This is a genomic window from Gracilimonas mengyeensis (assembly GCF_900182705.1).
Lineage (GTDB): Bacteria > Bacteroidota > Rhodothermia > Balneolales > Balneolaceae > Gracilimonas > Gracilimonas mengyeensis.
On the sequence record NZ_FXTP01000011.1, the window covers coordinates 162,704 to 184,832 of the forward strand.

Genomic DNA, 22,129 nt, shown 5'->3' on the forward strand with positions numbered 1-22,129 from the left:
CCCTACATGATCATGAAATACCTGTACACTCTTTTTCTTTTCCTCTTTTTCGGGATGATGTCTTTGCAGGCTCAAATGCCCGATGCCCCCGAACGCACCGAAGGCGACGGCCCCTATGAGCGGCTCATCATCCGCGGTGTTAACCTGATTGACGGCACCGGGGCCCCAGCCACCGGACCGGTAGACATTGTTGTAAAGAATAATCGCATACAATCCATCCAAACCGTAGGCTATCCGGGTTTGCCCATACAAGAGCAACGCCGTCCCAAAGCCGGTGAAAACGACCAGGTTATCGAGGCAGAAGGAATGTATCTGTTGCCCGGCTTCTTTGATATGCACGCCCACACCGGTGGCAATGCCCAGGGTACCACGCCTGAATATGTGTACAAGCTGTGGCTGGCACATGGTATCACCAGCATCCGGGAACCCGGTTCCTTCAACGGCATGGACTGGACACTGCGCCACAAGGAACTCAGCAAAAACAACGAAATTACCGCGCCCCGCATCTCAGCCTGGATTGGCTTTGGCATGGATTACGGCGAACCTATCGACAGCCCGGAAGACGCTCGGAAATGGGTGCAGATGATTCACAAAAAAGGGGCTGACGGCATCAAGTTTTTTGGGGCTTCTCCGGAGATTTATGCAGCTGCCATTGATGAATCCAACAAGCTGGGCCTTGGCACCATGACCCATCACGCTCAAACGCGTGTGGTATACAATCATGCACTCAAATCTGCCCAATTAGGGCTTACCTCCATGACCCACTGGTATGGCCTGCCTGAGTCAATGTTTGAGGATAAAATCATCCAGGATTACCCGCTGGACTACAATTACAACAACGAGCAACACCGATTTGAAGAAGCAGGCAAGCTGTGGAAACAAGCAGCTGCTCCCGGCTCGGAAAAGTGGGAAGCGGTGATGGATGAAATGATTGAGCTGGACTTCACACTCAATCCAACCTTTACCATTTATGAAGCCAACCGCAACCTGATGGCACAGCGCCGGGCGGAGTGGCACGAAAAATACACCCTTCCCTCCCTTTGGGAATTCTACAAACCCAGCAAAATTTCCCACGGCTCCTACTGGCTGAACTGGGGCACCGAGCAGGAAATTGCCTGGAAAGAAAACTATCGTCTATGGATGCAGTTCGTGAACGAATACAAAAACAAAGGGGGGCGCGTAACGCTGGGTTCAGATGCCGGCTACATCTACAAGCTCTATGGATTCGGATACATTCAGGAAATGGAGCTGATGCGTGAAGCCGGTTTCCATCCGCTGGAAATCTTCCAGTCGGCTTCTCTCAAGGCAGCCGAGGTATTGGGTGTGGATGATGAACTTGGCACCATCGAACCCGGCAAACTCGCTGATATGGTAATCGTAGATGCCAACCCCATGGAAAACCTGAAGGTACTGTATGGCACCGGGGCTGTTTTTGTAAATGAGGATAATGAAGTCACCCGCAAAGGCGGCGTCCGATACACCATCAAAGATGGCATCGTCTATGATGCAAAAGAACTGCTCAAGGATGTTGAAGAAATGGTTCAGCAATCAAAAGAAGAAAAAGATTACACCATCACCCAGCCCGGTTTGGATTATTAAAGGCCTTCTATTATTCGGTTTGGTTTGACTGGTGACTGAAAGTCCGACTTTTTCTACCATGCCGGTCATCCAGAGCCTACCTGCGAAGGACCTTGCATTTTGCAAAGCTCCACATCTTCTATTCCTTGAAAACCATCCCCAGTGAATCACACTCCATCATCAATGACAAGTCGGTAAGCATGTTCTGGCTCAGGTTCTTCGCCTCGACTGATTCGGGGCCTCTGAATGACTGCATGATTTTAGCCATTAGACTTTTTCGGAATATTAAAGTCCTGCACTCAAAGTGCAGAACTTTTAACCCAGGGCCGGGACTAATCGATTTGTATGCCCCCAAGGTTCGAGCCGAGTGATGGAAAACCCGATACAACCAAACCAACATCCATCACCCCGTTCCTCACAACTACAACAAACGGCCCTTCCGAGGGAAACGGAATGATGGATTTATCAGATTGTTTGTTGGTTATAATTTATCATGAATTGCCCCCGATAGGGGGCTAACATCAATAGCCCCGGGTAAGCCGCAGGCGCAACCCGGGGATAAAAAAGGAACAGACAAGCTTCGCCCGGTTGGTGTTCCGGGTATTTTGGTTCACGAAGCTTTGGCAAGAACTCACCAGTGATCATCTCCCCCAAGTCTTGGTAATATATTTATTATGATCCATCATTCGGCTCGGTTTGATTCGAACCGATTGTAATAAGTGTTTGAGCCGGGTGATGGAAATCCCGATCCAACCAAGCACCACCTATCACCCCGTTTCTCCCAACTACTACAAACGGCCTTTCCAGAGAAATGGAATGATGGATTTTTGAGGCATAAAAAAGGGCACCTTTCAGCGCCCTTTGCAGTTTTAAGTTTCCTTTGTTTTATGAATCAATTTCTTCCAAAAGCACCTCAACGGCTTTTTTAAGCTGAGGATCTTCGCCCTTGGCTTTGCTATCCGGTTCGTTGTTAATCATTACATCCGGTACAGCCGGACCGTTTTCCATGTTCTCATCCGTTGCTTTCACATACCAGGCACGAAATGGCATCCGAACGAAAGAGCCATCCAGCAATCCCATCCCCCCGGTTGAAATCACCGCGCCAAATGTAGGCATTCCGACCAGGGTACCCACATCCAACGTTTTGAAGGCATGGGAGAAAATTTCGGCGTTGGAGTAGCTGCTTTCGTTGGCAATAGCTACCGAAGGCTTGGTCCACCAGGAAAGCGGCAAACGCTCGCTAAACGGATAGTATTCGCGATACTCTTCATGATCTTCATCGAGATCATCCGTAGCGCCTCTTGGAATAGTGTAGGCATGTTGCTTCACGTTAAGTACCGTCATCAGGTAATCGGTGGTCCAGCCGCCGCCATTCCAGCGCACGTCAATCACTACGCCTTCTTTGTCGTAGCCCTGGGCCGTGAGTTCCCGCTCAAAGCGCTCAAAACTGGGCCAGTTCATGCCTTCTACATGGATGTATCCCAAACGGCCATTGGAGTATTCCTCAGTTAGCTTCTCACGGGAGTCAATCCATTCTTCATAGAGTTCATCCCCAAGTCTGTTGGTTGGACGAATCACGATTTCGCGTTCTGCTCCATTGGTTCCTTCAACCTGCAGCAAAATCTGCTCAGAAGCATCATTCACAAAATAAGAATAGAAATTGGTGCCTGGCTCAATCTCCTGTCCATCCACATGGGTGATGATATCGCCTTCGTTAAGCTTGCTCACTTCTCGGTCGGCCGGACTGTTTTTCACCACATCCGTAACCCGAACGCCATTAGAAACCGGCTCGACGCCGATACCCAGTAAGCCTGTTTGCTGGTCTTGCACTTCTTCAGGATTGGAACCATAAATGCCCATGTGACTTGCATTCATTTGCCCCAGCATCCAGTTGAACATATACCGGAAATCCTGACTGGTAGAAGCCGCAAGCGCCCAGGGACGGTATTTATTTTTGAGGGCGTTCCAGTTATCACCATGGAAATCAGGATCATAGAAACCCTGATTTAAAGCACTCCATGCTTCGTCAAACACCTGTGTTTGTTCTTCATGATGATTGATTACCATGTTTGCTCGGAACGGCAAGGTCGTAAAATCACCGGAAGTACTCACTTCGTTAAGCTGACCTCTGCGCAATGCAAACAGTTTCTCCCCATCAGGGCTCAAAGTTAGGCCCGAGGGATTTTGTCCGCCCTCTGTAAGCTGTTTCAGCTCCTGGCGATCATATTTCACACTATACAAGTCGTTCCCATTGGCGGCAGGGTCGCTGGCCGTGAAGTAGAAGGTCTCGCCGTCTTTGGAGATCACCAGGCCAAACTCATTGCCTGGCATGGAAGTTACCTGCCACAAGCGCTCATGGATGTTTTCGAAATCAATTTCGATCGGCTCCACTTCTTTTTTCTCTTCTTCGTCGTCTTCGCTTTCTTCCTCGGATGCTTCCTCCTCGTCGTCAAAGTAGTAGCCTTCTTTACGATCTTCTTCGGTTTTCAGCCAGTCTTCTTCGGTCAGCCAGGCAAACCAAATGTCGTAGTCGCCGTTATTTCGGCTTGATACAAATCCAAGCTTGGAACCGTCCCGACTCCACACCGGCATAGCGTCTCCTTTGGGATGCATGCTCACATTCACCGGCTCCTTGCTGTTATCAGCAGCGTGAATAAAAATCTCGCTGTTGAAATAGAGATCGTCCAGTGAATAGGCCAGCCATTTGCTGTCCGGGCTCCAGGCCACATCATCCGGGCTAGCCCACCCATCCAGCAGCACTTCACGGTTTGACAGTTCGCCGGCACTGCTGATGTCAGCGGTAATGAGCATCCCTCTTCCCCGCTGAAATACAATTTTTTTGCCATCCGGAGATATTTGCGGATTCATGTCATCCTCGCTATTTCCGGTGATCTGAACCACTTCATGCTTCAGGCTTTTAAAAATGTCGGTCTTATTTTCATCCGAAGAACGGGCCAGGAACAAGTCGTAATTTCCATTTCGGTCTGAGCTAAATACTACGGTGGAATCATTCAGCCAAGTCGGCGACATATCCCGATATGGGTGCTCGGAAACATTCACCGTGCGGCTTACTTCTTTATCGTTTTTCTTGATGAAGATTTCTCCACGGATCGTTAAGGCCGCATATTTCCCGTTGGGTGAAATCGCGTAGCCGTCAATATCATCGGTAAAAGTCTCATGTTCTTCCGGATAAAAGCGATAATCGGAGGAAAGCCTCACTGACAGATCCTGAGCAGTGGAATTGCTTTCTGTGAGGGTTTGTAAACCTACTCTTCGTTCTAACACGATATTCCCATTCAGGGCCACATCAAAGTGGCGCACCCCATCATTCTTAAAGCTCGTTACCGCTTTAGCACTTCCTCCTATTTCCATTTCATAGATGTTGTACCGACCGCTTCGGGCACTAATGAAGTAAAGCGTGTTTTCATCTTTCCAGCGGGGCAGAAAATCATTGCGCGAGTTATTCGTAATCAATTCGAAAGAAGAATCGGCAGTATCATACAACCAGATATCCAGGTCGGCAGGACCGTCATACTCTTCACGGGAAATACGGCAAGATCCACGTACGAATGCGATGTATCGACCATCCGGAGACATGGCCGGCATATCACCTAAAGCATCCATTAAGCGGATGGGTGTGCCGCCATCGGCCGACACCGTCTGTAATTCGGAATCCCACTCCACTTGTTGAAAAGTACGGTTACTACTGAATAGCAGATCGTTGGCGGTGGTCCAGTCCCACAATGCATCGCTTCCCGAATAATAAGTGATTCGTTCTGATTTGCCCCCTTTGGCCGGTATCACAAAAATGTCGTTGTTGCCAAAACGGCTGCCCTGAAATGCAATGGATTCGCCGTCCGGGCTCCAACGTGGAGCACTTTCGTAGGCTTCATGAACCGTAAGGCGATTGGCCTCGCCGCCTGTAAAGGGCACCTTCCAGATATCTCCCTGATAAGAAAAACTAATGGCCGAACCGTCGGGACTTATAGCCGGGTTCCTGAGTAAAAGCATCTCATCCTGGGCCTGAACACTCCCAAGCAAAGAGCTCGTAATGATCAACAAGCTGAATAAATATTTCATGATTTAATAGTGATTTAGTGGTTTTTACTATCTCTTAAACTGACAGTTTTTTAAAAGGTTACATTCCGGGAAGTAACATTACAGCATTTTGCACCATCCGGCTGGGACCTACCCAGAACATTCTGTACTGCGTGTTGTCCAGCAGAAAGACGACTTTTCCGCTTCCCATGCTTTCCACCCCGGCAAAGGCCATTCCGGCTGCCTTCTCTTTATTCTCCTGCGAGGCATACCCCGAAGCCAATACTTCATCTGAATCTTTCACATAGTACCCTACCGTTTGGTATGAAGTGGAAGGTACTAAACCATCATCATTAAATTTTAACGAATACATGCGCTCGGGCAATCCGAATGCAAGCGGGTTGGTGTTATCGATGATGCCCTTAAAAGCAGAGCCGGGAATGCGCTCGAGACCAAATACATCCTCGCGGTCAGCATATTTGGTATAGGCTTTTGGATCGATGTCGGTGGTATCCGCTTCATCTTCTTCAAAAAGCTCTACATCGGTAAATCCGGATTCGTTTTTGGTGAGCCAAGCGCCGCTGGCTTCGGCACCAATCAATATGCCACCCTGACGTACCCAGTCTTTTAAGGCTTCAATATCGTTCTCACTCCAAACACCCTGAACGCCTCGCCATGCGCCGGGCATCAGGATTACATCGTATTCATCCAAATCTCCGGTCGAAAAACTCCCTGAGCGAATGCGATTAATGCCAAATTCAGTCCACTGATCAAACAAAAACCATAACTGTCCAGCCGTATAAGAACTAAAAGGTGAATCAATCATCAGGGCTACATTGGGTTTTTCTATAGGCTGACTGTCACTGGATGCCAGGTCCATGCCTTCATCCATGCGGCCGGTATCAAAACCTTCTACCACCACCTTAGCCGATTCGGCTATCTTCTGCATATCACCTTCCATCTGATTCTTTTTCTCGTAATTCCGTCCAACGAGCACAATCAACGAACCTTCCGAGTAGGTCTTCCCTTGGGAGGTAAACGCTCTCCGGGCACTTCGTACCTTGTATTCCATGTCCCAAAGTTTGGCTAGCGCTTTGGGTGCATGCCGCTGATCCCAGTCAATTACATAAGCATACTGCGCACCAGCATCTTTAAGCTCAGATGCATACATCAGATCTTCAGTCACCGGCTCCGTATCAACCGAAACATCCCGGGTGGTCCATGCGGCATCCAGGTTGTACGCCATGGGCACCGACCAGGTAGACATATCATACATCACCGAATCCTCTATATTCATCTGCTTTCTGAAAAGCGTATTGATAAATAAATGTCTGGGTTGATCTGTTTTGATGATGAAATCCCCGGCTCCAAAATCCCGGTTAGAGGAACTGCCATCCCAATAGCTAAATGCATTTCGCTGGCTGAAATCCTCGGTAGCCTGCTCCACTTCCACCCCGTGCTTCATCAGCATATTGATCACCTGGTAGGTATAATCATTTTCATTGTTTGGTAGGATGTAGGCGCGGGTATCTCCTTTCTGGGCCGATTGGGAAAGTGACTGCTTGAAATAGTTCAACAGCCCGGCTTTATTCTCAACCGATGTTTTCACGATAGAAACCCCATTAGTATAATGATCAAAAATCCGTTGGCGCAAAGTAAGCACGTACCCGTCTTCTGTTTCCACTGCACGTCCGCCCCGGCTGTGTCCGCCTTGCTCGGCCAGCATTCCAATGCCTCCCATCACGCTGGGATAAGAAGAACCGTAGCCCGGGTAGTAGAAATCAAAAGACTCACGCGTGGCGTAGTTCACACCAGCTTTATCAAATTCTTCAATCAATCCCCGGCCAAAAGTATCGGCCCATTCCTCGTATTCTGCCGGCAGTTCCAGGTTACGCGGTGTGGTTCCCGGCATGGCAAAATAGTTGTTGTTAAAGCCCTGCTCGTGAAAATCCATATGCACCTGCGGCATCCACTGCTGATAAACCTCAATCCTTCCCTGTGACTCGGGATGTACCAGCCACACCCAGTCACGGTTCAAATCAAACCAGTAATGATTGGTACGACCGCCCGGCCAGATTTCATCATGCTCCAGGTCGTCAGCATTGGTATTTAAAATGTTTGCACGGGATGATTTATACCAGTACACATAGCGGTCGCGGCCATCGGGGTTAATCATCGGGTCGATGATGACCACCGCATTATCCAACCAGTTCTGAGTTTCGCTATCATTGGCAGCTACCAGACGGTACGCCGTCTGCATGGCGGCCTCACTGCTTGAAGGCTCGTTACCATGTACATTGTAACTCAGCCAAACCACCACCGGGTTATCTTCCATTTCGGATGATTCGGGATTGTTAGCCAGCTCCAGGTTAGCCTCTCTGATAGATTCAATATTGCCCTGATTTTCTTCCGAGCTGATGACCGCATAATACAAATCACGGCCTTCGTAGGTAGTGGCGTATTTATGAAAACTCAGCTTATCTGACTCTTCATCCAATTGCTTGAAGTAATCCATCACCTGGTGGTGAAAGGTATATTCCTCACCCAGCTCATAGCCAAGATAATCGGCAGGGGAAGTGATCTGTGCGTCATAATTCAGTTCCGGATGGAACTGAAATCGGTCAAAAGCAAATTCATATTGGGCAGATACGTAGTTTGCCGTTAGTACTAAAAGAATGAGAATGGTTAAAAAGGGTAGCTTTGTTTTCATGGTGAGGCGATTGAGGCTAATACTATATGTTAATATTTGTTTGCGGTATCGTTTTATTGAAAAGAATTAAGTTCTTTGCATTGATCTGATTTATATTAATTTTGAGATATGAAAAAAGCACTAAAGGTTTTTTTAATATTTGTTATATCTGTCATTATTCTGGCAGTGGCAGCCGCATTCATTGCTCCCTATTTTTTAAGTGATCCTCTTGAAGAGACGCTCTCCGAAGAGTTCAGCAGGCAGACCGATCAGGATTACTCGCTCACCTTCTCTACTTTTGACATCGGGGTGTTTACCAGTTCCATTTCTGTGGATTCCATTGTCGTCGAATCTAAAGATGACAACTTGCAAATCCGGTCTATTGAAGCCCGTTCTTTTTCCATAAATGGCATCAACTGGTTTAGTCTGATCAGCCAAAAAATTCCATCTTTTTCTGAGATTGAGATCCAGTCACCCCGCGTCAAACTCAATGAACGTACTATTCGGGCTTCCTCATTTGAACAGAAATCTTCGGCTGACTCTTCAAAAATTCCAGATCTCACCCAATTTGATATTATCATTCGTGACGGGGCGGGAAGCATCGTTCGTGCTGACAGCTCCGAGCTTTTTTCTGCCACCGGCATTGACCTCAGAGCCACCCAAGTAGATCTCAACCGGCTGATGGATGGCTCTGCCCTCCTTTTCTTGGAAGATTTGGATCTTACTGGAGGAAGCCTGAAATGGTCGCTTAAAGAAACATATTATGAACTCAGTGCTGAAGGTTTTCACTTTGATAAATCCGGTCAAAGTCTGAATATTTCTCAGCTGGCCCTTACGCCCTTGCTTCCCAAATATGAATATGCCAAAGCAAGAGGTCGCCAAATTGATCGTATTCAACTGGATATCCCAGAAATACAGCTTTCCGGGGTAAACATCGATTCATTGGTAAGCAAACAGCTGAATATCGATTCTCTGATTATCAGCGAGCCATGGCTGGAAGTATTCCGGGATAAACACCGGGAACGAGCTACCGGTCCCGGCAGAGCCAAACCAATGCTTCATCAGGCATCCAGTGCTATTCCAATTGCACTGCAGCTAAACGGTGTCCGTATCAACAAAGGCACTATCATTTACTCCGAGCACAAACCGCCCAGCGACTCGGCCGGCCATATTTCCTTTAATAACCTGAATGCAACCCTTGGCCCCTTTCGCTCAGCTACTCACCCTAATTTTAAAAATGACCCGCTGCTACTGCATGTTGACACGGACTTCATGAACGCGGGAGCCTTGCAAGTTGACATCCGTTATCCTTTTTATCGCACCGACAATTATCATCACATCACCGCTAAACTGGGCCCTATCGATCCCAAACAAGTCAACAACATGTTAAAGCGGGTTGGCTTTGTGGAAGTAGAATCCGGCATGGTACACTCACTGGATGCCGAGTACGAATTGACCAATGTGGCCTCATCCGGGGAAGTCACCGTTTTATACGACAGCCTGAAAGTTTCCTTCCTCAACAAACGTGATCCCGGTGATGAAAATATCCTTCAAAAAGCCGGGAATTTTGTGGCCAATACCTTTCTTATCAAGTCAAATAACGGAGGGGAAAATCCAAGAGTGGGCGAAATTGATCATGAGCGTAATGAGCAAAAATCCATTTTTGCCTACTGGTGGCGGTCCCTGTTAAGCGGATTAAAAGATTCCATTCGATAAATATCCTATGCAAAATTCTTCCTTACCAACTATTGACGACATTATAAAAGCACGCGAACGTATCGCCAAGTACGCGCATAAAACGCCGGTCCTCAGTAGTAAAAAGGTGAATGAAAAGGCAGGCGGGCAGCTTTTTTTTAAGTGTGAAAACTTTCAGAAAGTGGGAGCTTTTAAATTTCGCGGGGCCAGCAACTCTATTTTTTCTTTAAGTGATGAGGAAGCCCAGCACGGTGTAGCCACGCACTCTTCCGGCAACCACGCCCAGGCTGTGGCACTGGCTGCTAAACTACGTGACATCCCGGCCTTCGTGGTGATGCCTGAAAATGCCCCCAAAGTTAAAGTAGAGGCCGTTAAGAATTACGGTGCTGAAATCACGTTCTGCGAATCCACTCTGGATGCCCGGGAAACGACTTTAGAAAAGGTGGTTGAAAAAACCGGGGCTACCTTCATCCATCCCTATAACGATGCCCGCATCATCGCCGGACAGGGAACAGCCGCCATGGAACTTCTGCAAGAACACCCCGACCTCGATATAATCATCGCCCCCGTAGGCGGCGGCGGACTACTAAGCGGTACCGCCCTGGCAGCCAAATCCATCAAGCCGGGCATTACAGTAATTGGCGCCGAACCGGCCAATGCCGATGATGCCTATCGGTCTTTTCACTCCGGCAAGCTCATCCCCGTACAGAACCCGGATACCATTGCTGACGGCTTGCGTACCTCTCTTGGTACCCTTCCATTCGAATTAATTAAAGAGCATGTGGATGATATCGTAACCGTATCCGAGGATTCTATTGTTTCATCCATGCGGTTCATCTGGGAGCGGATGAACATGATTATCGAAGCCTCCTGCGCCGTACCCGTTGCCGCTGTTTTTGAGGGAAAAGTGGATGTAAAAGATAAAAATGTGGGCATCATCATCACCGGCGGCAACGTAGATTTGGATCACCTGCCCTGGAATGATTAGGGTTTTGAACCCGGATTTAAAGGATTGGCTGGATCTTCAGGATTAAAAATATATTAGTTCTCTATATACTTTTAACATCCCTCTCGAGTCATTCCTGCGGAGGCAGGAATCTTATTGTCGCTACCGGGTATAAGTTACTTTACAAGCCAAAAAGCAGGATGTGGAGATTTGAACCAGGATTTTTCAGGATGAACAGGATTTTCAGGATTTCTTCTTTCCTACATAAGCCTTTGGAACTAATTTGGTCGTGTTATACGAGTTCATCCAAAGGCAGACCGCCTTAACGAAATTGAATATCAATGTTCGGTAAACTTCGATTTTTAATAAATCAACCAATTCGTCCAGATTACCAGCAGCATGGCACCGGTACTTAAGGCGGTAAAATAACCGCTGGCTTTCCAGCCCAGGTTCATGATTCGGCTGGCTCTCCAGGTGATTATAAACAGAACCCAAAGCACAATCCCCGCAAGCAGGTATTCATTTATATTTAGCATGGAGGCAATCCTTGCTTCATCCTGTAGGCTGAGCCCGCCAAGTATGATTGAGAAAGAGCGACAGAAAAAAGCGAAGAAAACTACCGAAAAGGCATAGACTGATTTTGTTTTCTCCGTAACCACCAAAAAGATGAAAGCCTGTAGAATAGTAAAAACCGGACCGCCTATTGCCGACCATAAGGCATCTGACTCTCTGATAAAATATCCGCTTTCTGGGGTGGAATTGTTCAGGCTGATAAGCATCTCATTTCCTGTCAATTGTCCGAAAAGCCAGTGGCCGGATTCATGAAAGAGATAGGTAAAGAATGCGATCGGAATGAAGCTCAAAGCTACTCTCCAGTTGATGTGGCTGTCTTCCAGATCAGCTTTTATGCCTTCAACAAAGGGTGGTCGTTTTGCTGCTTCCATACTCTTTTCCCCGGATTAAAATAATGCGTTACGATGGAAAATCTGCCAGGTTGCTACGGTGCTTATAATTTTTCCTGTTCTTTTTAGGATTTGTACTTTTTTTCAAACGTTTGAACCATGATTTTCAGAATGAGCAGGATTTATAAGATTTCTGTTCCCTTGTTTCACCTCAGTGATCTTTTCAGTCTTTAGCGAAGCGGTGACTGGAAAGCGTAAGCCCCGGAAGTCTCTGACTTCCATTAGGAGCAATATTAACTAATCAGTATGACACAAGTCAGAGACTTGCCACAATGGTGCTTTTAAGTCAGCGCTCGGCAGGTATCTATTTCTTTAATTCTGCATTTTTTGCTCGCTGAGGAGTATCGGGATTTTACCCAATTTCTCTTCCGTTATAACTCCAGTACAACTCCAGTATAAGTCCAGTACAACTCCAGTTAACCAGGCTTCAGAAATAGCGCGGTACTGAAGGGGTATTGGACTTGTAATGTAGCGTGAGCTTAGACACATATCAGGCTTGCCCCGTCCCCTTCTCAACGTCTGTTTTTGTGGCTTTGATTTGATGGAAGGATAAAATCAACAGGAAGCTAAAATGCCAGTTGCCACTCTCTCGGACCGGGTGGTCCGGATTGGCATTCCCAACGGGGTTGTTGGGAACGAGTACAAGTCTCTGACTTCCAGAAGGAGCAATATTAACTAATCAGTATGACGCAAGTCAGAGGCTTGCCCCACTGGTACTTTAAATAAGCGCTCGGCGGACATCTATTTATTGGTCCCAGTTCCCGGTTAAAAACCCTGCACTTTAGTATTCCGAAAAAGTCCAATGGCTAAAATCATGGAGTCATTCAGAGGCTACTGCTGAAGAACCTGAGCCAGAACATGCTTACCGACTTGCCATTGATGATCGCGTGTGATTCACTGGTGATGGTTTTCAAGAAGTAGGAGGTGTGGAGCTTTGCAAAATGCAAGGTCCTTCGCCATTAGGCTCTGGATGACCGGGATGGTGGAGAAGAACGGGACTTTCAGGCCCCAGTCAATCCCCTGCACTTTCGGTGCAGGATGGTTTAGTTAGTTCTACATTTTACCCGCTGTAAGACTTGAAAGATCGCTGGTTCATCATAAACCCACTAAAAACCCTCAAGCTCACCTACCCTTATCGCCCGATCCTCTTTATGATCAACAAAATAGAACCGGTCTTTTTCGTCCATCCATATAGCAGGATGATGTCCCTCAAAAAAGATAGGTTTATATGAATGTTGATTTCATCGAAAGGACCCGTCCCGATCAAATCGCCATCCGGGTTAAAAACCTCAATCATGGTTTGTATTGAATCCTGATCCACCATTCTTTGACCACTGAAGTGAAGTACCTTTCCATCACTCATTTCTATCAACCCAATGCTATAGCTATTGATTATGCCACTCCCTCTCTGTTCTTCTCCCGTCCCATCAAAGTATTGAAAAAGCATACTCATACTTCCCTCTGCATCAGGTTCTACGGCTTCTTCCCAATGTATATGCCCCTCAAAAGTATCCACAATGATCCATTTATTGTCTGAGTTTTCAAATTTATAAATTTTCCCATTATACATAGCAGGAGCATACAAAAAGCCACCCTCGCCTGTTTTTACAAAATGTCCGCTACTCATCCTAGTGTTTATTAATTCAACAAACTCAGAATTGGCTTCTGGTGACAGCTCCTCAAACTTCCCAAAAGAATCAATATGATCTTCAAATGAGTTACTGTACCTATGAAACACGTACTTCCGGTAATTCTCAGGGTCATCAAGGCCAATTCTCCTGGGCTTTTTTAGCATGATATTATCTCCGTTAGCCGCCTGGAAAAACTTTTCCGTCCATACTACCCCCGATACAGGGGGCGTGTATTCCGAGAGGATCTCACCTTCTTTAGAAAACCACGTAAGGCGTTGCAATTCCAAATCAAGTGCCACAATTTCTTCTTTATTCGTGAAATTAAACTTAGGTCCCGTGGGGAACTCGCCTGGCCCTCTGCCCACCCGACCAATGGACCGGATATATTTGCCCTGAGGACTGAATACCATGATTGTTCTTTGCAGGCCTTCCGCAATATAGATGTTTTGGTCCGCATCCGTACGTATCTGTTACGGGGAAGGCATGAAATACTCTGCATCGGGCCCCGGATCTCCCTCAATCCTGAAGGATTCCTTGAAGGTGATCGACAACTCTTTGGGCTCCGGATTCAATGTAAAGCCGGTTACAATGATAAGCAGGACGCATAATGCCGTCCAAATTTTCCGGGGATGAGAAGAGTGGTGTGTTAGCTTCATAGTATGTGATCTTGACTGTTATTAAGTGTAGGTACATGTAGAAAAACAGAAGGAAGCCAGGTCGACTGTTTTATTACTCTTTTGACCAAGTTGGTCGTGTACATTCCCGAGGGAATTTTCGTAGATGAGGCAGAGCCTCCAAATGGCATTACGGAGCAGAGCGCGTAACGAGGACAAAACCTTAGTTCACGGTTATTTCTATGTTGATGTGTTTGATGTTGGTGTTTGGGCTCTCCCCGTCCGATCCCGTGGCAAGTTTGAGTTCTACTTCATCGGTGCCTTTAAACCCGCTTTCCGGTTTATACCGGTACACTGCTTCCCAATCCGTGCTCGAATCACGGAGCATCGTACTGATTTCATAATGCTCCGGCTGTTGTACGATGGTAGCCCCTTCTTCATCTCCCGAGATCCCCGTTTGATATTCAAACACTTCGGAAGGATTGATCGATACCCTTATTGTTTCTTCGTTAACATTTGAATCGGTTGCATTCTGACAGCCGACTAAAAGAAGAAGCAACACCACAGTGCTACAAATGATATTTAATGTTTTCATGATTGAATCTCTATTTTTATATAACTAAAGGATCGTAGACAACCGTTTCAAGTAATTAGCGTTTGTTTTCTAAACTATCTACCAAATCAATTTTAGTGCCGCCCTCCAACAATATGTAATTTGAGGAAAGCTCACCCTCTGCTGACCATTGCCAGAATTTGAAGACTTTCGTTGTGTCTTTTGGGTAATACTTCCATTCCTTTTCCTTAGCTCCTGATTCAAAAAATTCTGTGGTTCGAATATCGTTATAGTTGTCTGCATTTGAAATTGCGATAGAGCGTATAGCCCCAGATGGATAATAGTTGGTTTTTATGTATTCATTTGTGCTCCCGTTTATTTTTATAACGTACTCCAACTCACCATCAAAATCGTATTTCGTATTTTGAAGCATGTTTCCTTTGTCATCAAAAATTCTTACATGCTGAACCAGTCCTGTAAATTCTGAGTAGTAATAACAGGTATCAATGGGATGACCATTTGCATATTGATACTCTCTTTTAATACGGCCCCTTCGGTCATACCATATGGATGGCCCTTCCCTTTCACCCTGTTTATAACTTTCGGCAATCATAACTTGCCCATTTGGGTAATAAATAGTTTTCTGCCCATCAGGTAGTCCATTCTCGAAGGATTGTTCTATTTCTATTTCACCATTAGGATAATACGTCCGTTTAATTCCATCTTCTATTGTCTCGGTAGCGACTTCATGCTCATAGATTTCCCTCAATAAGGAAAGTTCTTTAATCCCTCTTTTATATTGCCAGTCTTTTTCACCAGAAGCCGTGGCATACTGTTTTGAAAAAGTACAGAAACCGGTTCTCAGGTTTTTATTTCGATCTAAATAGGCAAAAACCACCCACTTTTCATTCGTAGATATTCCAATATCACAAGATGTTATTGTGGTCCCAATATCAGAATGACCGCCATTAACAAGAATCGTATTTCTCAGGCCTCCCTTAAACAATTCTAAAATGGTAAAATCAGCCTGATAAAATAAATCGTGCTCATTTACTTTAGAAATACCGGATTTATAAATGGAGTCGACCTTAACGAAAGCTATAAATTGATACCTTTTCAGATCTTCTTTCGTCTTGAATTCGTAGGGGCCTCCACAGGTACACGCCCATGCTTGCAGTGGAAGTACTAATGCTAATATTATAAGTACGATTGATTGCTTCATTCTTTCGCTGTTAGCTTAGGTTTAAGAAGCAACACTTTTGTGCTACAACCGATATTCAATATTTTCATGATTGAATCTCTCTTTTTTAAGCGTAATGGTTCAGAGCAAATATATTTATAAGGAGGCAGAGCACCGTAAAGAAAATAAGAAGTTTAATCCTTTGCTAACCATAGTCGTTTCTTTAATCTCACACCATAAAAAACTATTACAATAGTAAGCAATATTGACAAACAAGAAATTATGGCTACTATTTTCGTTTCTAAGTCAAACCGATAAATGCTGTAATAAGCTATAAAAATGCAGATTAGTTGGGTACCTATAAATAAACCTCCCGATGATAATGTATCATAAATGAATAATTTATTATTAAGCTTTTCAAAAGATTGAGAAGCTAGAAAAGTCTCGTACCCCTTTTTATTCCTATATGGGCCTTCAATATGTAACCGTATATACTCGGATAACTTAAATATCTCTTTCAAATTGTATGTCCATCCAGATGCTAGAAAAAGAATAAAAACAGGATATATTAACAGTATAAATGAGAATCCACTTATACTGTGATCAAGTGTTATTATTGTAGCTGCTCCACTAATATTTAAAATTGCAAAGAGATGCCGACGCCTTGACCTCATAAAAATTTCATCTTTCAAAGATGCATATTCTGCTACTATTAGTTCTTTTTCAATATCCATTATAGGTCCGTAGATAATGATTCTTAACGCTATATAAGCGATAATTCAGAAAAGGCATTCTCCAACTTCCCGAAAACACTTTATCCTAAAATAGCATCTTAACCCATTATTTCAACTCCGTTAAGCCACAAATGCGTTAGAAGGCTCTAACCTATCATCCAAAAAGTCGCGATCTTTTTTAAGAAAGAGACTACTCCTTCCGACGAAACGATCTCCATAAACAGTGCTCAGAGGCATTACCCGGGAAATTGCCACAGGTTGTGCTCCTCTGTCACTGCAGCATTCGCAATTGTAGATGTTAGATAATTCGCTCACAAAAGTTACTTAAGAAAACCCCGAATGGGGTCAAACAACAATAGCCCCGGGTAAGCCTGTTCAGGCTTACCCGCTTGCGGGGGAGCAAACAGGCGCAACCCGGGGTGCATAAAAAAAGAGCCCAAGCTTCGCCCCGTTGACAGGTGGGATATTCTTGCCTTGCGAAGCTTTGGCAATCAATCCCCATAGGATCTGGTTGCCCAACCCTCGGTAGATATTTCTATCTCAAAATCATACGCGCCTCGGGTTCCCCTATGTGAGTTAGACAACCCAGGGCTGCATCCACTTGCGTGGATTTACCCTGGGCTATTCATGTTTGTCCCCATTCGGGGACAGCCAGAAAATTGGCCGCAAATTATCTAACATCTACAGCAATGACGGGTTTTATATCAAACTCGCGTCAAACTAATTCAGTGGCTAATGAAACTTATCCCCGTTATTTTTCGTCTTGCTTAGGTCAACCTTTTAGATTTTTTTGCTATGGGACCCAAACAAAGCTACCACAACTACTCTTTCGAAGACGAGATTAATGGCGACATAGAATACGATCCAAACTTTGATTTGGACGAATATGTCCGCCACCAAAGCCAAGCCAAAGCCCAACAGGCTCCTACCAAACACAAGGGCGATTCCCAGTTCAAAAATGCCGCGCTGATATTGATGGTTATTGCCGCGGCCTTTCTTTGGGCCAATGACTGGAGCGTAAGTCAAGCCTGGAACAGCGTGTTTGGGGGCGAGGAAGTGGCCACCGCTCCCTCATTTGATATCGAAGTCCCTCCTATCCCCGAAGTGGAGATACCGGATGTACCCGCCCCGCCCGTCCCTCCGGTATCCGGAGCTGAAGCAGGCATGGTGGATTACCTGAGAGCACTGAATGAAGCAGGCCTTGCCGATGAATTCTCCAGCTCCGGCAGTGTGGCCTTATACCGAACCGGTGTTCCCATCGATTACCTGATACAAATGAATGATGCCGGTTACCTGGATGAATTCTCATACTCGGCCCTCATTGGTTTGTACAACGGCGGGGTTACCATAGAGTATCTCGATGACTTCCAAAGCAGTGGCTTACTGGATGAGTTTTCCTATTCTGCACTCATCGGACTCTATAATGGCGGCGTTACAACCAGCTATATTCAGGATCTGCAAGCCGCCGGTTATCTCGATGACTTTTCCTATTCCGCCATCATTGGCCTGTACAACGGTGGCGTAACCATCGATTACCTGGATACTTTAAGAGACAACGACTACCTGGGTGAGTTCTCTTACTCAGCTATCATCGGCCTCTACAATTCCGGGGTTCCCGTTGAATATATCAACCAGCTACGTGATAACGGCCTGCTCGAAAACATGAGTTACAGCGATATCATCATGACGCATAGTGCGGATAATTAGTTTTTTTGGAGTCAGTGTAGCCTTACAGCCCTCCCTGGTTTTTCAGCAGCGCAAGGCTGCTGAAAAACCGGTCCCTCCAAAGGGACACAGGTTCCTGGCCTTTTAATGGCTTTGTACTGCATGTGCCCTCAGAATATTTACAGGCGACCTATCTCTCTTTAGCCTGCTCCGAGCCTTCGGAGGAGAGAGACCGGATTTGGCTTGCCATAATCCAGAGAGAGGGCCTGAGTGTATCAATACCCTTTTTCTCGAAGTCCCCAGATGGAAACAACAGAAAATAGCAGCGGGTTGAACAGCCATTGCTTTGGAGATAGATTGCCAAAGCTTCGTTTTATAATATGCCCCAATTCACCTCTCGGGCGAAGCTTGTTATTTTCGTTTTCAGAACCCCCGACTGAAGTCGGGGGCTGGATGTTAGACCCTTTCAGAGTTATTATCATTATTAGAACTAAACTCCACACGAAGTGCAAAATATGCAGCTATCTGGCGCTGACCGTTTGACAAACGCTCACTTGGTTACCCTTCACCCCCAACCCATTCCGTTACCCAAGTGAAGTCCTTCAGGGCTTCACGTAAAAAAGGGTTCCATAAAACATATTCTCTCTTATAAACCGTGAATAAAAAGCATATCCAAGCAGATTTTTTGTCCGTAATTCCCTATCTATACAAAAACATAAACTGTTGGTACAATTGTTATGGACGGAGAACTTCTCACCTGGATTTTCTTAATCGGCGGTATTGTATTGATGCTTCTGGAAACAGTATTACCGGGAGGCGTCGCTTTACTCCTGGGGCTTACCGGTTTAGGCGTTGGAGCCCTTCGCTGGCTGGGCTTTTTGGAAGATCCTTTCACTGCAATTTTGGTTTGGCTGCTTACTTCCACCACGCTGACCATTGCCATACGCCCCTTCATCAACAAGTATTTTAAGGGCGAAACTTCCTTCAAACTGGCGGATGAGGATTACGAAGCCATGGACAAAATTGTGGAAGTAACCGAGCCTATCAACGACTTGAACAACGAAGGGCGCATCCGCTTCCAGGGCATCACCTGGCAGGCACGTTCCCTGGATGGAGAGATTCCCGCCGGCACGCAGGTTCGCATCAAATACCGCGACAACACTACCTGGATTGTAGAACCGGTGGATTATATCGACTCCTCTAAAAATCAACTTAAAGAATCAAACAAGAACTGATATGTGGACCACTCTCTTAGTTATTATCGTCTTATCGTATTTTGTGCTTACCCGGCTGTTCCAGATTGTGGAATTCCGGGAGGAAGTTATCCAGGAGCGCCTGGGTAAATACAAGAAAACCCTGCAACCCGGCTTTCACTTTTTGATCCCTTTTGTGGATCGTCCCGCCTACAGCCAGGAGATGCGCGAGCAGGTAATTGATGTGCCTTCCCAAACCTGTATCACCAAAGATAACATTGAAGTGGCGGTGGACGGACTGGTGTACCTAAAAGTAATGAATTCCCACAAAGCCAGTTATGGAACCAGCAACTATCAGGCAGCGGCCGTAAACCTGGCCCAAACCACCATGCGTAGTGAAATTGGTAAAATGACGCTGGATGATACTTTCTCGGAACGGGAAAAAATGAACGAAAACATCGTGCGGGAAATTGACAAAGCGGCCGATCCCTGGGGCATCAAAGTGCTGCGATATGAAATCAAAAACATCCGTCCTTCCAACGAAATTGTGGATACCATGGAGCGGCAGATGGAAGCCGAACGTGAGAAACGGGCAGAAATCACCACCTCCGAAGGACACCGGCAGGCCCTGATCTATGAATCGGAAGGTGAACAACAGAGCCAGGTGCTTATCTCTGAAGCCAACCGTCAAAAGCGCATTAACGAGGCCAAAGGTCGGGCCAAAGAAATTGAACTGATTGCAAATGCTACGGCCAAAGGCATACGACGTGTGGCAGAGGCTATCGAACGTCCCGGCGGCGAACTGGCGGTAAAAACCAAGCTGGTGGAACAATACATCAAACAGTTTGGGCAAATCATCAAGAAATCCAATGTTTCCGTGCTGCCTACCGAAACAGCTAACCTGAAGACCTTTTTTGAGGGAGTGAGCCAGATCAGCGATCATACCCAAGAGGCCTCACCAAAAAACAAAACGAATAGTTAAGGAGACCCGTCATGGAAATTATGGAACTCATCAGTCAGGTACTTTTAGGCCTCTTTTCAATTTATGTGATGTACCAATTTGTACGTTCGTTGCGCCTGGTGCCCAACCAGTACGCCTTTATTGTGGAACGCCTTGGAAACTACCACAAAACACTGGGGCCCGGTTTTCATGCCTTGGTGCCCTTCATTGACAAAGTGGAATACAAACAGGATTTGCGAGAAGAAACCATCGAGGTGGAACCACAGGAATGTTTCACCAGAGATAACGTGAAGGTAGAAGTGGATGGGGTGATCTACCTGAGTGTGGTTGATCCTGTAAATGCCAGTTATGGCATCACCAATTACCGCTATGCGGCTGTACAGCTGGCTCAAACCACTACCCGATCCGTTCTGGGTAATATGGACCTGGATCAAACTTTTGAAGAACGCGCTGCCATGAGCCGCGAAGTGGTGAAAGTACTCAGTGAAGTGGAACAGGTTTGGGGCATCAAAGTGCACCGGTATGAAATCAAGAATATTGTAACTCCTCGCACCGTGCAAAAGGCCATGGAACGGCAGATGACCGCCGAACGCGATCGCCGGGCTACTATTGCAAAATCGGAAGGGGTGAAAGGCTCTAAAGTGAATGATGCCGAGGGAACCAAAGCCCAGATCATAAATATCTCAGAAGCGGAGATGCAGCGGCGCATTAACGAAGCGGAAGGATATGCGGAAGAAATTTTGTCTATTGCCGAAGCCACGGCTAAATCTATTGAAGAAGTAGCCGATGCCCTCGCCCAACCCAAAGGCACCGAAGCCATGAAACTTCAGCTTTCGGAAAAATACCTGGAAACCTTATCCGGACTGGGACGGGATGAAAATCGCGTGATCCTACCCAAGGATATCTCAAACTATGAAGCCTTAATGGAAGGATTATCACTGAAGGATTTGGAGAAACAGAAAAGCAGTTAAGGTTATTTTTGGCAAACTACATGCTCTAATCTTCGACCTCACCAAACCTCTCCTTCACAAGGAGAGGCTTTTACGAGCCCTGCTTACGTTCAGAAACCTCTATTACACATATTATCAGTTAAAAGAGTCCTCCTCCTTGATAAGGAGGAGACAGAGGAGGTCAGAATGAAGACTAGAAAAAGTTTAGGACAATATTGGCTTGAGCCTAACCATTCTTCCCACATAAAAAAAGCCGCTGAAAAACTAATTTCAGCGGCTCATCTATTCTTAAGGATTTTCAATTAAATCCCTTTATGTATTCGTTTCCAGATGAGGAAGCCATCTTCATGGACCATACGGTCTCGTCAGGCTTCACTTCATCCTTTAGCTGGATACTGGTATTAGCCCAGAAACCCAAGTACTGACTGTGGTCCCATGTTGGCCTGAGCCAGCGCAGAAGTAGAAGTCTGCTGCAGAATCTGCAGTCGTACAGACTCAGATTGCTCCTTGGCAAAGTCAGCATCCATAATACGGCTGGCAGCAGAGCTGTTGGCCGAGATGGATTGTGACAAGGTCACCTCACGGGTACTCAGTGAAGACTGAGCCATACCGATCTGGTTTACACGATCATTCATAGAACCGATAGCTGTGTCAACCGCATCGATAAAGTTACGATAGTCAGCAGCTTGTGCTCCGGTAAAGGTCAGGGTTCCCTGGCTACCAGCTGTTGCGGCTGTAGC

General features: G+C 46.1%; 16 protein-coding genes. 7 read left to right on the plus strand and 9 right to left on the minus strand.

The window, feature by feature from the left end; translation table 11 throughout:
• Positions 1-12: 12 nt before the first annotated feature.
• On the plus strand, positions 13-1,599 hold the full coding sequence (locus FN815_RS13305) for an amidohydrolase family protein (RefSeq protein WP_142455139.1): 1,587 nt from the start codon (positions 13-15) through the stop codon (positions 1,597-1,599).
• An 864-nt stretch (positions 1,600-2,463) separates the two neighbouring features.
• Here FN815_RS13305 and FN815_RS13310 read toward each other — a convergent pair.
• The gene (locus tag FN815_RS13310; protein ID WP_142455140.1) at positions 2,464-5,658 is read right to left on the minus strand and encodes a S41 family peptidase; all 3,195 of its coding nucleotides are present in this window, start codon (positions 5,656-5,658) and stop codon (positions 2,464-2,466) included.
• 58 nt (positions 5,659-5,716) lie between these two features.
• Positions 5,717-8,326: a M14 family metallopeptidase gene (locus FN815_RS13315; protein WP_142455141.1), complete on the minus strand. Its 2,610-nt coding sequence runs from the start codon at positions 8,324-8,326 to the stop codon at positions 5,717-5,719.
• 108 nt (positions 8,327-8,434) lie between these two features.
• Between FN815_RS13315 and FN815_RS13320 the strand changes: the two genes are divergently transcribed.
• On the plus strand, positions 8,435-10,021 hold the full coding sequence (locus FN815_RS13320; protein WP_142455142.1) for an AsmA family protein: 1,587 nt from the start codon (positions 8,435-8,437) through the stop codon (positions 10,019-10,021).
• Between the two features lie 7 nt (positions 10,022-10,028).
• Positions 10,029-10,988 carry a pyridoxal-phosphate dependent enzyme gene (locus tag FN815_RS13325; RefSeq protein ID WP_142455143.1) on the plus strand — a complete coding sequence of 320 codons (960 nt, stop codon included), beginning with the start codon at positions 10,029-10,031 and terminating at the stop codon, positions 10,986-10,988.
• 320 nt (positions 10,989-11,308) lie between these two features.
• Here FN815_RS13325 and FN815_RS13330 read toward each other — a convergent pair whose 3' ends face one another.
• From FN815_RS13330 to FN815_RS13355, 6 genes are all read right to left on the minus strand, one after another.
• Positions 11,309-11,890, minus strand: a complete 582-nt coding sequence (locus FN815_RS13330; RefSeq protein WP_142455144.1) for a hypothetical protein — start codon at positions 11,888-11,890, stop codon at positions 11,309-11,311.
• 1,150 nt (positions 11,891-13,040) lie between these two features.
• Complete coding sequence (locus tag FN815_RS13335; protein WP_342780489.1) at positions 13,041-14,006, minus strand: 6-bladed beta-propeller; 966 nt, start codon at positions 14,004-14,006, stop codon at positions 13,041-13,043.
• Between the two features lie 3 nt (positions 14,007-14,009).
• The gene (locus tag FN815_RS13340; RefSeq protein ID WP_142455146.1) at positions 14,010-14,195 is read right to left on the minus strand and encodes a hypothetical protein; all 186 of its coding nucleotides are present in this window, start codon (positions 14,193-14,195) and stop codon (positions 14,010-14,012) included.
• Positions 14,196-14,376: 181 nt separating this feature from the next.
• Entirely contained in the window at positions 14,377-14,748 is a 372-nt protein-coding gene (locus FN815_RS13345) for a hypothetical protein (RefSeq protein ID WP_142455147.1), read from the minus strand.
• 55 nt (positions 14,749-14,803) lie between these two features.
• On the minus strand, positions 14,804-15,928 hold the full coding sequence (locus tag FN815_RS13350) for a hypothetical protein (protein WP_142455148.1): 1,125 nt from the start codon (positions 15,926-15,928) through the stop codon (positions 14,804-14,806).
• A gap of 152 nt (positions 15,929-16,080) precedes the next feature.
• Complete coding sequence (locus tag FN815_RS13355) at positions 16,081-16,620, minus strand: hypothetical protein (protein WP_142455149.1); 540 nt, start codon at positions 16,618-16,620, stop codon at positions 16,081-16,083.
• Between the two features lie 795 nt (positions 16,621-17,415).
• Between FN815_RS13355 and FN815_RS13360 the strand changes: the two genes are divergently transcribed.
• The 4 genes from FN815_RS13360 (at position 17,416) to FN815_RS13375 (ending at position 21,410) form a co-directional block, all read left to right on the plus strand.
• The gene (locus FN815_RS13360; RefSeq protein WP_142455150.1) at positions 17,416-18,327 is read left to right on the plus strand and encodes a hypothetical protein; all 912 of its coding nucleotides are present in this window, start codon (positions 17,416-17,418) and stop codon (positions 18,325-18,327) included.
• Between the two features lie 695 nt (positions 18,328-19,022).
• Positions 19,023-19,520, plus strand: coding sequence for an NfeD family protein (locus FN815_RS13365; protein WP_142455151.1), 498 nt, complete (start codon positions 19,023-19,025; stop codon positions 19,518-19,520).
• Between the two features lies 1 nt (position 19,521).
• Positions 19,522-20,460, plus strand: a complete 939-nt coding sequence (locus FN815_RS13370; protein ID WP_142455152.1) for an SPFH domain-containing protein — start codon at positions 19,522-19,524, stop codon at positions 20,458-20,460.
• 11 nt (positions 20,461-20,471) lie between these two features.
• Complete coding sequence (locus tag FN815_RS13375) at positions 20,472-21,410, plus strand: SPFH domain-containing protein (protein WP_142455153.1); 939 nt, start codon at positions 20,472-20,474, stop codon at positions 21,408-21,410.
• A 380-nt stretch (positions 21,411-21,790) separates the two neighbouring features.
• Here FN815_RS13375 and FN815_RS13380 read toward each other — a convergent pair.
• On the minus strand, positions 21,791-22,129 hold a 339-nt coding region (locus tag FN815_RS13380), incomplete at its 5' end, for a flagellin (protein WP_281286804.1).

Coding starts and splice junctions, on each gene's coding strand:
- FN815_RS13365 (WP_142455151.1), top strand. CDS start 19,023: ATGGACGGAGAACTTCTCACCTGGATTTTCTTAATCGGCGGTATTGTA.
- FN815_RS13315 (WP_142455141.1), bottom strand. CDS start 8,326: ATGAAAACAAAGCTACCCTTTTTAACCATTCTCATTCTTTTAGTACTA.
- FN815_RS13330 (WP_142455144.1), bottom strand. CDS start 11,890: ATGGAAGCAGCAAAACGACCACCCTTTGTTGAAGGCATAAAAGCTGAT.
- FN815_RS13360 (WP_142455150.1), top strand. CDS start 17,416: ATGGGACCCAAACAAAGCTACCACAACTACTCTTTCGAAGACGAGATT.
- FN815_RS13370 (WP_142455152.1), top strand. CDS start 19,522: ATGTGGACCACTCTCTTAGTTATTATCGTCTTATCGTATTTTGTGCTT.
- FN815_RS13340 (WP_142455146.1), bottom strand. CDS start 14,195: ATGAAGCTAACACACCACTCTTCTCATCCCCGGAAAATTTGGACGGCA.
- FN815_RS13325 (WP_142455143.1), top strand. CDS start 10,029: ATGCAAAATTCTTCCTTACCAACTATTGACGACATTATAAAAGCACGC.
- FN815_RS13345 (WP_142455147.1), bottom strand. CDS start 14,748: ATGAAAACATTAAATATCATTTGTAGCACTGTGGTGTTGCTTCTTCTT.
- FN815_RS13350 (WP_142455148.1), bottom strand. CDS start 15,928: ATGAAGCAATCAATCGTACTTATAATATTAGCATTAGTACTTCCACTG.
- FN815_RS13305 (WP_142455139.1), top strand. CDS start 13: ATGAAATACCTGTACACTCTTTTTCTTTTCCTCTTTTTCGGGATGATG.
- FN815_RS13320 (WP_142455142.1), top strand. CDS start 8,435: ATGAAAAAAGCACTAAAGGTTTTTTTAATATTTGTTATATCTGTCATT.
- FN815_RS13375 (WP_142455153.1), top strand. CDS start 20,472: ATGGAAATTATGGAACTCATCAGTCAGGTACTTTTAGGCCTCTTTTCA.
- FN815_RS13310 (WP_142455140.1), bottom strand. CDS start 5,658: ATGAAATATTTATTCAGCTTGTTGATCATTACGAGCTCTTTGCTTGGG.
- FN815_RS13355 (WP_142455149.1), bottom strand. CDS start 16,620: ATGGATATTGAAAAAGAACTAATAGTAGCAGAATATGCATCTTTGAAA.